The sequence below is a fragment of the Streptomyces sp. NPDC093600 genome (assembly GCF_044764755.1).
GTDB lineage: Bacteria > Actinomycetota > Actinomycetes > Streptomycetales > Streptomycetaceae > Streptomyces.
Genome location: NZ_JBIWIU010000009.1, coordinates 272325 through 286997 on the forward strand (window position 1 = coordinate 272325; position 14673 = coordinate 286997).

General features: G+C 73.0%; 16 protein-coding genes. 12 read left to right on the top strand and 4 right to left on the bottom strand.

Annotated elements, in window-relative coordinates; all coding sequences use genetic code 11:
- Positions 1–57 precede the first annotated feature (57 nt).
- Both ACIRB4_RS23085 and ACIRB4_RS23090 read right to left on the bottom strand, forming a co-directional pair.
- Positions 58–1200: an NADH-quinone oxidoreductase subunit D gene (locus ACIRB4_RS23085; protein WP_403293928.1), complete on the bottom strand. Its 1143-nt coding sequence runs from the start codon at positions 1198–1200 to the stop codon at positions 58–60.
- 58 nt (positions 1201–1258) lie between these two features.
- Complete coding sequence (locus tag ACIRB4_RS23090) at positions 1259–2263, bottom strand: SAM-dependent methyltransferase (RefSeq protein ID WP_403293930.1); 1005 nt, start codon at positions 2261–2263, stop codon at positions 1259–1261.
- A gap of 97 nt (positions 2264–2360) precedes the next feature.
- On the opposite strand from ACIRB4_RS23090, the gene ACIRB4_RS23095 reads away from it, so the two are divergent.
- On the top strand, positions 2361–3563 hold the full coding sequence (locus tag ACIRB4_RS23095; RefSeq protein WP_403293932.1) for a sensor histidine kinase: 1203 nt from the start codon (positions 2361–2363) through the stop codon (positions 3561–3563).
- Between the two features lie 76 nt (positions 3564–3639).
- Complete coding sequence (locus ACIRB4_RS23100) at positions 3640–4314, top strand: response regulator (protein ID WP_403293934.1); 675 nt, start codon at positions 3640–3642, stop codon at positions 4312–4314.
- Positions 4315–4412: 98 nt separating this feature from the next.
- Here ACIRB4_RS23100 and ACIRB4_RS23105 read toward each other — a convergent pair whose 3' ends face one another.
- Positions 4413–5567 carry a threonine aldolase family protein gene (locus tag ACIRB4_RS23105; protein WP_403293936.1) on the bottom strand — a complete coding sequence of 385 codons (1155 nt, stop codon included), beginning with the start codon at positions 5565–5567 and terminating at the stop codon, positions 4413–4415.
- A gap of 124 nt (positions 5568–5691) precedes the next feature.
- Between ACIRB4_RS23105 and ACIRB4_RS23110 the strand changes: the two genes are divergently transcribed.
- The 10 genes from ACIRB4_RS23110 (at position 5692) to ACIRB4_RS23155 (ending at position 13719) form a co-directional block, all read left to right on the top strand.
- A complete protein-coding gene (locus ACIRB4_RS23110; RefSeq protein WP_403293937.1) occupies positions 5692–6603 on the top strand; it encodes a Rossmann-like and DUF2520 domain-containing protein in 912 nt (303 codons plus the stop codon).
- Entirely contained in the window at positions 6600–7673 is a 1074-nt protein-coding gene (gene panC, locus ACIRB4_RS23115) for a pantoate--beta-alanine ligase (RefSeq protein ID WP_403293938.1), read from the top strand. The genes ACIRB4_RS23110 and panC overlap by 4 nt, the downstream gene beginning before the upstream one ends.
- Positions 7670–9367: an L-aspartate oxidase gene (locus tag ACIRB4_RS23120; protein WP_403293940.1), complete on the top strand. Its 1698-nt coding sequence runs from the start codon at positions 7670–7672 to the stop codon at positions 9365–9367. Before panC ends, ACIRB4_RS23120 begins: the two co-directional genes overlap by 4 nt.
- 2 nt (positions 9368–9369) lie before the next feature.
- The gene (nadC, locus tag ACIRB4_RS23125) at positions 9370–10416 is read left to right on the top strand and encodes a carboxylating nicotinate-nucleotide diphosphorylase (RefSeq protein ID WP_403293942.1); all 1047 of its coding nucleotides are present in this window, start codon (positions 9370–9372) and stop codon (positions 10414–10416) included.
- The gene (locus ACIRB4_RS23130; protein ID WP_403293944.1) at positions 10416–11222 is read left to right on the top strand and encodes a type III pantothenate kinase; all 807 of its coding nucleotides are present in this window, start codon (positions 10416–10418) and stop codon (positions 11220–11222) included. The genes nadC and ACIRB4_RS23130 overlap by 1 nt, the downstream gene beginning before the upstream one ends.
- A 141-nt stretch (positions 11223–11363) precedes the next feature.
- Positions 11364–11939, top strand: coding sequence for a hypothetical protein (locus ACIRB4_RS23135; RefSeq protein WP_403294023.1), 576 nt, complete (start codon positions 11364–11366; stop codon positions 11937–11939).
- A 14-nt stretch (positions 11940–11953) separates the two neighbouring features.
- Positions 11954–12130 carry a hypothetical protein gene (locus ACIRB4_RS23140; protein ID WP_403293946.1) on the top strand — a complete coding sequence of 59 codons (177 nt, stop codon included), beginning with the start codon at positions 11954–11956 and terminating at the stop codon, positions 12128–12130.
- 137 nt (positions 12131–12267) lie between these two features.
- The gene (locus ACIRB4_RS23145; protein ID WP_403293948.1) at positions 12268–12690 is read left to right on the top strand and encodes a BlaI/MecI/CopY family transcriptional regulator; all 423 of its coding nucleotides are present in this window, start codon (positions 12268–12270) and stop codon (positions 12688–12690) included.
- Between the two features lie 9 nt (positions 12691–12699).
- Positions 12700–13236, top strand: a complete 537-nt coding sequence (locus ACIRB4_RS23150) for an amino-acid N-acetyltransferase (protein WP_356888549.1) — start codon at positions 12700–12702, stop codon at positions 13234–13236.
- 144 nt (positions 13237–13380) lie between these two features.
- Complete coding sequence (locus ACIRB4_RS23155) at positions 13381–13719, top strand: Lsr2 family protein (protein ID WP_403293951.1); 339 nt, start codon at positions 13381–13383, stop codon at positions 13717–13719.
- Here ACIRB4_RS23155 and ACIRB4_RS23160 read toward each other — a convergent pair.
- Positions 13698–14291, bottom strand: a complete 594-nt coding sequence (locus ACIRB4_RS23160) for an SCO3374 family protein (protein ID WP_403293952.1) — start codon at positions 14289–14291, stop codon at positions 13698–13700. The genes ACIRB4_RS23155 and ACIRB4_RS23160 overlap by 22 nt on opposite strands.
- Between the last annotated feature and the right edge of the window lie 382 nt (positions 14292–14673).

Here is a 14673-nt window from a genome sequence, read left to right on the forward strand (position 1 = left end):
AGGCCGGGCCAGGCGGAGTGTCCGGACGCGACCCGGGGGACCCGGGCCCGCCGCCGGTCACTTGTCGATGTCGCCGACGACGAAGAACAGCGAGCCCAGGATGGCCACCATGTCGGCGACCAGCGTGCCGGGGAGCAGCTCGGTCAGCGCCTGGATGTTGTTGAACGACGCCGAGCGGAGCTTGAGGCGGTACGGGGTCTTCTCGCCCTTGGAAACCAGGTAGTAGCCGTTGATGCCGAGGGGGTTCTCGGTCCAGGCGTACGTATGGCCCTCCGGGGCCTTCAGCACCTTCGGCAGCCGCTGGTTGACCGGGCCCGGGGGAAGCTCCGCGAGCCGGTCGAGGCAGGCGTCGGCGAGCTCCAGGGCGTTGTGCGTCTGGTCGAGGAGGCACTCGAACCGGGCCAGGCAGTCGCCCTCCTGCCGGGTGACGACCTTCAGCGTGTCCTGAAGCTCCCCGTAGGCCAGGTACGGCTCGTCGCGGCGCAGGTCGAAGTCGACGCCGGAGGCGCGGGCGATGGGCCCCGAGACGCCGTACGCGTGCGCGGTCTCCTGGCTCAGGACGCCGATGCCACGGGTGCGCCCCCGGAAGATCTCGTTGCCGAGGACCAGCTTGTCGTACACGTCCATCCGGGACCGGACGTCGGCCACGGCCGCGCGCGCCCGGGTCTGCCAGCCGGCCGGCAGGTCCTCCTTGAGGCCGCCGACCCGGTTGAACATGTAGTGCATCCGGCCGCCGGAGACCTCCTCCATCACGGCCTGGAGCTCCTCGCGCTCCCGGAAGGCGTAGAAGACCGGGGTGATACCGCCCAGTTCGAGGGGGTACGACCCCAGGAACATGAGGTGGTTGAGCACCCGGTTCAGCTCGGCGAGGAGCGTACGGGTCCACACGGCGCGCTCGGGGACCTCCATGCCGAGCATCCGCTCGACCGCCATCACGACACCGAGCTCGTTGGAGAAGGCCGACAGCCAGTCGTGGCGGTTGGCGAGCATGATGATCTGGCGGTAGTCGCGCGCCTCGAAGAGCTTCTCGGCACCGCGGTGCATGTACCCGATGACCGGCTCGGCGTGCCGGATGACCTCGCCGTCCAGGACGAGCCGGAGGCGGAGCACACCATGGGTCGAGGGATGCTGCGGCCCGATGTTCAGCACCATGTCGGTGCTCTCCGCCGCCCCGCCGATTCCGACCGTCGTCTCCGTCATGGGCACAGTATCCCCCGCCCCTCCACCCCCGTGGGCGGTCGTCCCACCCGCTGCTCCCTCACCGGCCGGCTCGTCGGCCCGGCACCCGCTGCGTGAGCCACAGGAAGTCCCCCAGACCGCCCCGGGCGGTGAGCTCCGCCGCCTCCCCCGCCGAGGCCAGCGCCCGCACGTACGCCGCCGGATCGCTCGACGCCAGGGACAGCGGCGGCCGGCCGCCGCTCACCCCCAGGCGCCGCAGCGCCTCCCGCTGGGTCGTCAGCTCGCCCCCGGGGCCGCCCGCCGCGGCGACCGCGTCCAGCGCCACGTGCGAGGTCAGGTCGCACGACCCGTCCGGCACCGCCGGGACCTCCCGCCCCGCGCGGAACCCGGTCAGCGTCCCGAAGGGCGGCCTGGCCCCCTGTACATGCGCGTAGTCCACCGCCACCGCGAGTCCGGCCTCCAGCGCGCCCACCGCCCGCGCCCACGCCTCGTCCCGCGGCCGCCCGATCTCCGCCCGCTCGCCCGGCTCCCGCAGCGGCCACCACCGCTCCAGCCACTCCGCGTCCGGGCCCGTGACCGCCCCGCCGAGCCGTTCCGTGCCGTCCGCCCGCACCTCGACGTAGCGCGCCGTCCCCGACGCGTCGGCCTGGGCGACGTCCACGGGCACGTTGTCCAGCCACTCGTTCGCGAAGAGCAGCCCGCGCACCCCTTCCGGCACCCGGTCCGTCCAGGTGATCCGCGGGTCGAGCCCGTCGGGGCGGGCGGCGCGCTCGACGCCGTACGGCCGCACCGAAAGTCCCGCCGGAGCGGCGGCCAGCACGCCCGTCAACAGCTCGCCCCGCCCCGCGCCCACATCCACCAGCGCGATCTCGTCCGTGCCGAGTTCGCCGGCCACCTCCGTCAGCAGCCGGGCGACGGCGCCGGCGAAGAGGGGGGAGGCGTGCACCGAGGTGCGGAAGTGCCCGGCCGGGCCCTCGGGGCGCAGATAGAAGCCGCCCGGCCCGTACAGCGCCCGCTCGGCGGCCTCCCGCCAGCCCCGCCAGCCCGGCTGTCCGTCCGGCCATTGACACGTCTCATCCGTCACGTGCCCCAGTCTCCACCTTGCGGAGTACGGCCTTCCCGCCAAGGATCGCCCCCACGGTTGACCCCTGCACCTATCTCCCTTCCCTACGCTGGGTCACGTGCAGCGCGTCTACGACTTCATCCGCAGACACCCGACGGGCGTCGACAGCCTCTGGGCCGTCGCCCTCCTCGGGTTCTCCCTGCTGTGGGTCGGGTCGACCTACCCGGGGGTCGAGGAGCCCGCCGCGTACGGCGTCGTCGCCGCACTGCTCTCGCTGGTCGTCGCGCTGCGCCGGCGCGCGCCAGAGAAGATGCTGCTGCTCGCGGTCGCCCTGGGGCTCGCCCAGCTCGCCTTCGGGGTGATGCCGTTCTTCGCCGACTTCGCGATGCTCGTGATCATCTACACGGTCGCCGCGCACGACGGTCCGCGCTGGGCCTCGCGCCTCGCGCTGGCCGGCGGACTGAGCGCCGCCACGCTCTCCCAGCTGAGATGGCCGATGGAGGGCGAGAGCTCGGCGCTCGCCAAGGTGTTCTTCACGGTGATCATGACCGTGCCGTTCGCCCTCGCCTGGGTGCTTGGCGACTCCCTGCGCACCCGCCGCGCCTACTTCGCGCAGCTGGAGGAGCGCGCCACGCGCCTGGAACAGGAGCGCGAGGCGCAGTCCAAGGTCGCGGTGGCCGCCGAGCGCGCCCGGATCGCCCGCGAGCTCCACGACGTCGTCGCCCACAACGTCTCCGTCATGGTCGTGCAGGCCGACGGCGCCGCCTACGTCATGGACACCTCACCGGAGCAGGCCAAGCAGGCCCTGGAGACCATCTCCTCCACCGGCCGGCAGGCGCTGGCCGAGATGCGCCGGCTCCTCGGGATCCTGCGCACCGGCGAGCACGAGGAGGCCGGGGAGTACGTGCCCCAGCCCGACGTCCAGCAGATCGAGGATCTGGTGGACCAGGTCCGCGGAGCCGGTCTGACCGTCGACTTCAAGGTCGAGGGCACGCCCCGGCCGCTGCCCAGCGGCGTCGAGCTCACGGCGTACCGGATCGTGCAGGAGGCCCTCACCAACACCCGCAAGCACGGCGGCCCGGACGCCGGGGCCAGTGTCCGTCTGGTGTACTTCGACGACGGGCTCGGCCTGCTCGTCGAGGACGACGGGCGGGGCGCGACCACGGAGATGTACGAGGACGGCGGCGCCGACGGCCGGGGCCACGGCCTGATCGGCATGCGGGAGCGGGTCGGCATGGTCGGCGGCACCCTGGACGCCGGACCCCGGCCCGGGGGTGGCTTCCGGATCAGCGCCCTGCTCCCCTTGAAGCCCGCCCACTGAGCCCCCGCCCTCTGAGCCCCGCGCACGTGGCCCCTCCCGAGCCCCTTGGCCCACCGACGAACCGAAGGAACCCTCCATGTCCATCCGCGTGATGCTCGTCGACGACCAGGTGCTGCTGCGCACCGGATTCCGCATGGTGCTCGCCGCCCAGCCGGACATGGAGGTCGTGGCCGAGGCCGGCGACGGCGTGGAGGCGCTGGAGGTGCTGCGGTCCACGGCCGTGGACGTGGTGCTGATGGACGTACGGATGCCCAAGCTGGACGGGGTCGAGGCGACCCGGCGGATCTGCTCGCAGCCCGACGCGCCCAAGGTGCTGATCCTGACCACGTTCGACCTCGACGAGTACGCCTTCTCCGGGCTGAAGGCGGGGGCGAGCGGCTTCATGCTCAAGGACGTGCCGCCCGGTGAGCTGCTGGGCGCGATCCGCTCGGTGCACAGCGGGGACGCGGTGGTGGCCCCGTCGACCACGCGCCGGCTGCTCGACCGCTTCTCGCCGATGCTGCCGTCGTCGGGCAAGGAGCCCCAGCACAAGGAGATCGACCGGCTCACCGAGCGCGAGCGCGAGGTGATGATGCTGGTCGCACAGGGTCTGTCGAACGGTGAGATCGCCGCGCGGCTGGTTTTGTCCGAGGCGACGGTGAAGACGCACGTCGGCCGGATCCTGACCAAGCTGGACCTGCGCGACCGGGTGCAGGTCGTGGTCCTGGCGTACGAGACGGGCCTGGTGCGGGCGGGCGGCGGAGCGGTCTGACCCGGTCGCTCCCGCCGCGGCGCGCGGCGCCTGAGCGGAATCACCTCACGCGGGCGAGGAAGGCGCCCGGGGGAGGCCGAAGCCTTGACCCGGTCCCCTCACCCCACGCGCGCGAGGAAGGCGCCCACCGCCTCCCGTACGTCGTCCTTCGTCCAGGACAGTCCCGGCTCCCCGACCGTCACCTCCGTCACCGCCACCCCCGGCGGGCCGCCCGCCCCCGGCGAGGACCAGCGGCGGAAGAGGACCGTGTCCGTCTCCACCGTCAGGGCCAGTGACGCCGCCGTGAGACGGTCCGGGTCGTACGGGAGCCACACCTGGAACTGGTGGGTGTGCGGGGGCGCGGGGTGGACCCGGAACCACGGCACCCCCGCCTCCTCGAAGCCCGCCCGAAGCCCGTCCGCCACCACGCGCGCGTGCGCCACGTACGAGGGCAGCCTCGGCAGCTCCACGGCGAGGCCCCTCAGCGCCGCCATCGCCGCCGGGAACTGCTGGAAGACCAGCCCGCCGTACCGGTGGAGCCACACCCGCGCCTCCTCCATCACGTCCTCCGGGCCGGCCAGCGCGGCCCCCGAGATCCCGCCCAGCGACTTGTAGAAGGACACGTACACGGTGTCCGCGAGGCGGGTGATCTCCCGCAGACCGCGCCCGAAGTGAGGGGCGCACTCCCACAGTCGCGCGCCGTCGAAGTGCACCACTGCGTCACGTTCGCGCGCCGCCTCCACGACGTCCACCAGTTCGTCCCAGGCCGGCAGCGTGAAACCGGCGTCCCGCAGCGGCAGCTCCAGCATCAGCGTGCCGAAGGGCTCCGGGTGGTTCCGTACCTCCTCGGCCGTCGGCAGCCGGGGCTCGTCCGTCGGATGGACCGTGCGCAGCCCGCTCACCGCACCGAGCGCACCGCGCTCGTGGACCTCCGGGTGCGCGAGGGGGTGCAGGGCGACGACCGGGCTGCCGGTCCGCCCCGACCAGCAGCGCAGCGCCACCTGCTGTGCCATCGTGCCGGTCGGGAAGAACACCGCCGCCGGCATGCCCAGCGCGTCGGCGACCCGCCGCTCGACCTCCCCGACCGGGCCGCCGCCGTAGGTGTCGACAAGGTCGTGCGGGTCCATGAGCGTGTGGCCCCGCCGGGCCAGCTCCGCCAGCTCGGTCAGCCGTTCGCCGACCGACGCCTCCACCGGCGAGCGCCACAGCGCCCGCCCGGCGCCCGACCACACCGAGGCCCGGTACCGTCTCGCGTCCTGCTCCGACTCGTCCATCCGCCGATCATCACACTGCAACCCACACCCTGTGGACAGGCACGGAGGGGGGCGAAACGCTGGCGTAGCATGACGAGAAATCGTCCGGTACCCCCCGCGGACTGGAACGGAAGGCCGTTGCCGCGTGAACCAAGCTGCAGAACCCCGAGCGGAAGACCGTCCCGCGCGACTCACCGTCGGAGTCGTCGGAGCCGGCCGCGTGGGGCCCGCCCTCGCCGCCTGCCTCCGGCTGGCGGGACACCGCCCCGTCGCCGTCTCCGCGGTCTCCGACGCGTCCGTGCGCCGCGCCGCGACCCTGCTCCCGGACGTGCCGATCATGTCGCCCGCCCAGGTGCTCGCCCACGCCGACCTGGTCCTGCTGACGGTCCCCGACGACGCCCTGCCGGGCCTGGTCGAGGGCCTCGCCGAGACCGGGGCCGTACGGCCCGGGCAGATCCTGGTGCACACCTCCGGGCGGTACGGAGTCAAGGTCCTGGACGCCGCCCGCCGCGCCGGTGCCCTGCCGCTCGCCCTGCACCCGGCCATGACCTTCACCGGCACCTCCGTCGACGTCCAGCGGCTGGCCGGCTGCTCCTTCGGCGTCACCGCGCCCGAGGAGCTGCGGCTGGCCGCCGAGGCCCTGGTGATCGAGATGGGCGGCGAGCCCGAGTGGATCGCGGAGGAGGCCCGCCCGCTCTACCACGCGGCCCTCGCCCTCGGCGCTAACCACCTGGTCACGCTGGTGGCCCAGTCCCTGGACCTGCTCCGTACGGCGGGGGTCGCCGCCCCCGACCGGATGCTCGGACCGCTCCTGGGCGCCGCCCTGGACAACGCCCTGCGCTCCGGTGACGCGGCCCTCACCGGCCCCGTCGCGCGCGGGGACGCCGGCACGGTCGCCGCCCACGTCGCCGAGCTGCGCAAGCACGCCCCCGGCACAGTCGCCGGCTATCTGGCGATGGCCCGCACGACCGCGGACCGGGCGCTCGCGCACGGTCTGCTCAAGCCCGAGCTGGCCGAGGATCTGCTGGGCGTGCTCGCCGAGGGGGAGTCCCGATGAGGTCCACGCCGTCCTCCGCACCGTCCACGTCGTCGTCCACGCCGTCCACGTCATCGTCCACACCGTCCGCGCCGCTCGCACCGGTCCGTACGGCGGACGAACTCCACGCGCTGCCGAGCCGCGGCAGGCGCGCCGTCGTCATGACCATGGGCGCCCTCCACGACGGCCACGCCACCCTGATCCGTGCCGCCCGCGAGTACGTCGGCCGGGACGGGTTCGTCGTCGTCACCGTCTTCGTCAACCCGCTCCAGTTCGGCGCCGGCGAGGACCTCGACCGCTATCCGCGCACGCTGGACGCCGACCTGGAACTGGCCTTCGCCGCAGGCGCGAGCGCCGTCTTCGCCCCCTCCGCCGAGGAGGTCTACCCCGGCGGGGAGCCCCAGGTCCGGATCACCGCGGGACCCATGGGGGAGCGCCTCGAAGGCACCTCCCGCCCCGGGCACTTCGACGGCATGCTCACCGTCGTCGCCAAGCTCCTCCACCTCACCCGTCCCGACGTGGCCTTCTTCGGCCAGAAGGACGCCCAGCAGCTGGCCCTCATCCGCCGGATGGTCCGCGATCTGAACTTCCCGGTCGAGATCGTCGGCGTGCCGACCGTCCGCGAGAGCGACGGCCTCGCGCTCTCCAGCCGCAACCGCTACCTCGCCACCGCCGAGCGCCGCACCGCGCTCGCCCTGTCCCGGGCGCTGTTCGCCGCGAGCGACCGGCTCGCCGCCCAGCAGGCGCTGGCCGCGCGTGCCGCGTCGCTGCCCGGCTCGGAGAGCCGCGCCGAGGCGCTCTCCCGGCTCGGCGAGGCCCGCGCGGCGGCCGACGCGCACGCCGTCGCCCAGGCCACCGCCAGCGAGTGGGGCGGCGCCGACGCCGTACGGGCGGCGGCCCGCGCCGTCCTCGACGACGCGGCGAAGGCCGACCCGCCGCTCGTCCTGGACTATCTCGCCCTCGTCGACCCGGCCGACTTCACCGACGTCGCCGACGACCACCACGGCGAGGCGATCCTCGCCGTCGCCGCGCGCGTGGGCACCACGCGGCTGATCGACAACATCCCGCTGACGTTCGGAGCCACCAAGTGACCGGAATACGGCTGCACGCGCCCGCGCCGGGCTGGGCCATCGACGCCGACGTCGTCGTGGTCGGCTCCGGCGTCGCCGGCCTGACCGCCGCCCTGCGCTGCACCGCCGCCGGACTGCGTACGGTCGTCGTCACCAAGGCCCGCCTGGACGACGGCTCCACCCGCTGGGCCCAGGGCGGCATAGCCGCCGCCCTCGGCGAGGGCGACACCCCCGAGCAGCACCTGGACGACACGCTCGTCGCGGGCGCCGGGCTGTGCGACGAGCAGGCCGTGCACGCCCTGGTCACCGAGGGCCCCGACGCCGTCCGCCGGCTCATCGCCACCGGCGCCGACTTCGACAAGACCTCCGAGGGCGAGATCGCCCTGACCCGCGAGGGCGGTCACCACCGCCGCCGGATCGCGCACGCGGGCGGCGACGCCACCGGAGCCGAGATCTCCCGCGCGCTCGTCGAGGCGATACGCGACCGGGGCGTGCGCACCATCGAGCACGCGCTCGTCCTGGACCTCCTCACGGACGCCGAGGGCCGTACGGCGGGTGTGACCCTGCACGTCATGGGGGAGGGCCAGCACGACGGCGTGGGCGCCGTCCACGCCCCCGCCGTGGTCCTCGCCACCGGCGGCATGGGCCAGGTCTTCTCCGCCACCACCAACCCGGCCGTCTCCACCGGCGACGGGGTCGCGCTCGCGCTGCGCGCCGGGGCCGAGGTCTCCGACCTCGAGTTCGTCCAGTTCCACCCCACCGTGCTCTTCCTCGGCGCCGACGCCGAGGGGCAGCAGCCGCTGGTATCCGAGGCGGTACGCGGGGAGGGCGCCCACCTCGTGGACGCGGACGGGGTCCGGTTCATGCTCGGGCAGCACGAGCTGGCCGAGCTCGCCCCCCGCGACATCGTCGCCAAGGCGATCACGCGCCGCATGCGCGAGCGCGGCACCGAGCACATGTACCTCGACGCCCGGCACTTCGGCGCCGAGATGTGGGAGCACCGCTTCCCCACGATCCTGGCCGCCTGCCGCGCCCACGGCATCGACCCGGTCACCGAGCCCATCCCGGTCGCCCCCGCGGCCCACTACGCCTCCGGCGGGGTCCGCACCGACCTGCGGGGCCGGACCACCGTCCCCGGCCTCTACGCCTGCGGCGAGGTGGCCTGCACGGGCGTGCACGGCGCCAACCGGCTCGCCTCGAACTCCCTCCTGGAGGGCCTGGTCTTCGCCGAGCGCATCGCCGAGGACATCACGGCCCGTACCGCGCGCGTGCCCGGCACCCCCGTGCCGCACCCGGCGCCCGTCATCCTCCCGCTGCCGGTCGCCGGCGCCCGCACCCGTATCCAGCGGATCATGACCGCCGGCGCCGGAGTGCTCCGCTCCGCGGCGAGTCTGCGCGAGGCCGCCGAGGCCCTGGACGCCCTCCACACGGACGCCCTCGCGGGCGGCACCGACGACTCGAAGGCGGCCGAGCCCGGCGTCGAGTCCTGGGAGACGACCAACCTCCTGTGCGTCGCCCGCGTCCTGGTCGCGGCCGCCCGCCGTCGCGAGGAGACCCGGGGCTGCCACTGGCGCGAGGACCACCCCGAGCGCGACGACACGGCCTGGCGCCGCCATCTCGTCGTACGCCTCACCCCGGAGCGGGCCCTCGACGTCCGGCCCACCGAGAACCATGACTTTCCCCCCACCGCCGCCGACGCACCCAGGGAGCCGTAACCGTGAGCACGCCGAGCACCCCCGAAGAAGAACGCCCGCAGCCCGTGGACGTACCCCTGATCCAGATCAGCGCCCCCGGCACGGCCGCGGCGGACGCGGGCGGCTGCGGTGACGGCTGCGGCTGCGGCGACGGTGACGAGGTGTACGAGTGCGGGCTCGACCCCGCCCTCGCGCAGCTGCTCGCCGACGCGGGGCTCGACCCCGTCCAGGTCGAGGACATCGCCCACCTGGCCATCGAGGAGGACCTCGACGGCGGGGTGGACGTGACCACGGTCGCCACCGTCCCCGAGGACGCCGTCGCCACCGCCGACTTCACCGCGCGCGAGGCGGGCGTCGTGGCCGGCCTGCGGGTCGCCGAGGCGATCCTGTCCATCGTCTGCACGGAGACCTTCGAGGTCGAGCGGCACGTGGAGGACGGCGAGCGGGTCGAGGCCGGCCAGAAGCTGCTGTCGGTCACCACCCGCACCCGCGACCTGCTCACCGGTGAGCGCAGCGCGCTGAACCTCCTGTGCCGTCTCTCCGGGATCGCCACCGCCACGCGCGCGTGGGCGGACGCCCTGGAGGGCACCCGGGCCCGGGTCCGCGACACCCGCAAGACCACACCGGGCCTGCGCGCCTTGGAGAAGTACGCGGTGCGCTGCGGCGGTGGCGTCAACCACCGTATGTCGCTCTCCGACGCGGCCCTGGTGAAGGACAACCACGTGGTGGCCGCCGGCGGCGTGGCGCAGGCGTTCAAGGCCGTACGGGAGCTCTTCCCGGAGCTGCCCATCGAGGTCGAGGTGGACACGCTGCACCAGGTGCGCGAGGTCCTGGACGCGGGCGCGGACCTGATCCTGCTCGACAACTTCACCCCCATGGAGACCGAGGAGGCGGTCGCGCTCGTCGCGGGCCGTGCCGTCCTGGAGTCCTCCGGCCGTCTCACGCTGGAGAACGCCGCGGCCTACGCCGCCACCGGTGTGGACTACCTCGCGGTGGGCGGGCTCACGCACTCGTCGCCGATCCTGGACATCGGGCTGGACCTGCGCGACGCCTCCGGAGCGGCTGTCTGATGCTTCTCACCATCGACGTCGGCAACACGCACACCGTCCTCGGTCTCTTCGACGGCGAGGAGATCGTCGAGCACTGGCGCATCTCGACGGACCCGCGTCGCACCGCCGACGAGATGGCGGTCCTGCTCCAGGGCCTGATGGGCATGCATCCGCTGCTGGGCGTGGAGCTGAGCGACGGGATCGAGGGCATCGCGATCTGCGCGACGGTCCCCTCGGTCCTGCACGAGCTGCGCGAGGTGACGCGGCGCTACTACGGCGACGTTCCGGCCGTCCTCGTCGAGCCGGGCGTCAAGACCGGCGTCCCGATCCTCACGGACAATCCGAAGGAGGTCGGCGCGGACCGCATCATCAACGCGGTCGCGGCGGTCGAGCTCTACGGCGGGCCCGCGATCGTGGTCGACTTCGGGACGGCGACGACGTACGACGCGATCACCGCGCGCGGCGAGTACGCGGGCGGGGCGATCGCGCCGGGCATCGAGATCTCGGTGGAGGCGCTGGGGGTCCGCGGCGCCCAGCTCCGCAAGATCGAGCTGGCCCGGCCGCGCAGCGTGATCGGCAAGAACACGGTCGAGGCGATGCAGTCGGGCATCGTCTTCGGCTTCGCGGGCCAGGTCGACGGCGTGGTGGCCCGGATGAAACGCGACCTCGTGGGCCGCGGCGGCGACCCGGCGGACGTGACGGTGATCGCGACGGGCGGCCTGGCGCCGATGGTCCTGGGCGAGGCGGCGCAGATCGACGAGCACGAGCCCTGGCTGACGCTGATCGGCCTCCGCCTGGTCTACGAGCGCAACGTGTCCCGGATGTAGGCGGCGGGGCCCTCGGGCCCCGTCCCGTGCCCCGCCGCTTGTCCGGCGGGCAACGCGCCCGGGGGATGATCGGTAAACGAAATTTGTCCGATTAGCGCGTATTGTCACCTCATGCCCACGCCATACGGATCCCGCGGCGGCATGGCGTTCAGCGCGGACGAGCTGCGTGTGCTCCGCCGCGCCCTTGCCACCGCCCTCCACCCTGCCCCCCTCCACGACGAGGACGTCCAGGACTGCCTGCGCCTCGCCGAATCCGTGGACGACGCCGTCCGCGAGGCCGGCCGGCTGCGCGCCTTCCTCCTCGGCGACCTGGCCCGCTACCGGGAGGCCCTGCCCGGCTCGCTCCCCGGCTATCTGGAGCTCCTCCAGGACGCCCTGGCCGCGGGGTACGACCCCGCCGCGGACGACCTCGCCGCCCTGCGCGCCCTGCGCGGCAACCCCCGCGCCGCCGTGCTCCTGGAGCGCTGCCAGGTCCTCGCGGAGCGCTCCGTGCGCGCCCGCCTCGCCCGGGTCTCCCAGGCGTCCCTGACCACTGCCCCCGGCCCGCGCACCCGGCTGCTCGCCCTGCCCGGCGGCCGCGCCGCCGACGAGCCCAAGCCGAAGCCGACGCCACCGCCCACGCCCACCGAGCGCCCGGTGCCCAAGCCCTCCGAGGTGTTCCCGCCGCGCCGGCGCCCCGTACCGCCGCCCCCACCCGAGGAACGCGTCGCCGGATAGCTACCCTGGACGCCATGGACTACGTATCCGCGCTCCTGCCCCCTGTCGTGATGGCCGCGTTCTTCACCGCTCTCGTGGTCACGATCGTCAAGAGCCAGGGCGGCCCGAACAAGGCCAAGGAGGACGCGGCCGTCGACGCCGCCCTCGCCCGCACCGAGGCCGGCCGCCAGACGGACGGCCCCACTCCGTAGCCGGTGCTCCGCTCCGTAGTCACGGCTCCGGCCCGCGCCACCGAGGACGTACGCCCGCTTTAGCGGCGTACGTCCTTTTTGTTGCGTTTGTTACGTCAATAGCCCGTGGTTCCGTCATCGCGCACTATGGTGGCGATGTGCCCCGTCAATTGGGAGAGCTCGAAGACGCCGTCATGACACGCGTCTGGCAATGGAACCGCCCGGTGACCGTCCGGGAAGTGCTGGAGGATCTCCAGCAGGAACGGTCCATCGCCTACACCACCGTCATGACGGTAATGGACAATCTCCATCAGAAGGGCTGGGTGCGCAGGGAAGTCGACGGCCGCGCCTATCGATATACCGCCGTCTCCACCCGCGCCGCCTACTCCGCCGCGCTCATGAACGAGGCGTGGTCCCAGAGCGACAACCCCGCCGCCGCCCTGGTCGCCTTCTTCGGCATGATGTCGCCCGAACAGCGGGAGGCCCTCAACGACGCCATCCGTATCGTGGGCCACAACAGCGCCGACGCGCCGCCCCCACCCGCGGAGGGTGCCGACGGGACAGCGGGCCCAGGGCGATAACGTCCCCCCATGCCGTCGTCCTCCGCATCCCCGTCCTCTTCGAAAGCGGTCACCGTACGCCGGGCCCGCACCAGTGATGTCCCGGCGGTCCGCCGACTCGTGGATCCGTACGTCGGCCGGGGCATCCTGCTCGACAAAGCGACGGTGACTCTTTACGAGGACATCCAGGAGTTCTGGGTCGCCGAACGCGACGAGGACGGGGCCGTCGTCGGATGCGGCGCACTCCATGTCATGTGGGAAGACCTCGCCGAAGTGCGCACTCTCGCCGTCGATCCCGAGTTCAAGGGCGCCGGCGTCGGGCATCAGGTGCTCGACAAGTTGTTGCACACCGCCCGATGGCTCGGGGTGCGCCGGGTATTCTGCCTGACCTTCGAAGTCGACTTCTTCGCGAAGCACGGCTTCGTCGAGATCGGTGAGACTCCGGTCGACGGAGATGTCTACAGCGAGCTCCTGCGTTCCTATGACGAGGGTGTCGCCGAGTTCCTGGGTCTCGAACGAGTGAAGCCGAACACCTTGGGCAACAGCCGGATGCTTCTGCACCTGTGAGCGTAAGGCGCGTCCGGAACCCTATGTCCGAATCGCGCACGTTTCCCGCGCTGCCGGGCTTCTGAACCTCTGCCAGGGGTTTGTGTTTTTCCGGGAAAAGCGGTTTCCTTTCCGCGTACTGCATTTTCGATGAAAGGAAATCCGGTGGCACAGAAGGTTCAGGTCCTTCTTGTCGATGACCTCGACGGCGGCGAGGCGGACGAGACCGTGACGTTCGCTCTGGACGGCAAGACCTACGAGATCGACCTCACCACCGCCAACGCGGACAAGCTCCGCGGTCTGCTCGAGCCGTACACCAAGAGCGGCCGCCGCACCGGTGGCCGTAGCGCCGGTACGCGCGGCAAGGGTCGGGTCGCCGCCGGCGGCGGCAGCCAGGACACCGCGAAGATCCGCGCCTGGGCCAAGGAGAACGGTTACAACGTGAACGACCGCGGCCGGGTGCCCGCCGAGATCAAGGCCGCCTACGAGGACGCGAACCGCTGAGGCGTCAGCTGCTGGGACGCGGGCCCGTTCGCACGGGTACGCGCGCTCAGCAGCCGCACCCGGTGGCACTCCGCGGCCGCGGCGGCCACGAGCCGTACGAGACACGGGGCGGCCGCACCGCCCCGCACGGCCCGCAGGGCCGGCAGCGAGGACTCCACCTCGCGGCCGGGCTCGGGGGCCCGCAGCCACACCGCGGCGCCCGGCGCGCCGGAACCGCTCCATCCTGGGGGGATGGGCGCGGTCATCCGGCCGCCCGAGCCCAGCGCGGCGAGATCCAGCGAGATCCCGCCCCACTCCAGCCAGTCGAGCAGCCCCGGCAGCTCGTCAGCGCTTCCCGCGGCGACCAGTAGCCGCATCCTGCGCCCGAGGAGGGCCACCGGTCCGGTGGCCGCGCCCACCCTGCGCAGCACGGCACCGCCGGCCGCCGCGGGCAGCTCCAGGACGTCGAAGCGCAGCCCCGTGACCAGCCGCAGGGGCGGCCCGTCCGCGGTCGCCCAGCCGAGCTCGTGCTCGTACCACCACGCGGGGTCGTCCTCGAGCGGCGAGCGGGGAAGCGGGACGGTGAGGGCCATGCCCGGGGAACTCCCACGCGGACGCGTTGGTTACGCCCGAGGCTGACTCTCCGTCCTCACGTCGTCGCGCTCAGTGTCCGGGATGAGGGCGTACGGGTGCATCCGCGAGCGCAAGGTTGTTCGCCCGTAGCGGAGGGAACCATGGTGTGCCGCATGGAGTGTCAGTGCTTACGGGTAAGACATTCCTAGTGAGGAGGGGTGGCTCGCGGGCTTTGGCGTCTCACGTTCGCCATCGGCGTACAGATGGCGTGGGTAACTGCTTGGCCTGCGGGAACATCGTCTCGCACCATCGGGTTGGAGCATTTGTCGGCTGTTCTGCAGCAGGTCTCCCCACGGACAAGGGGGTGATCCGGACGGATGTCGGCAGTTGGAATGAGCGGTC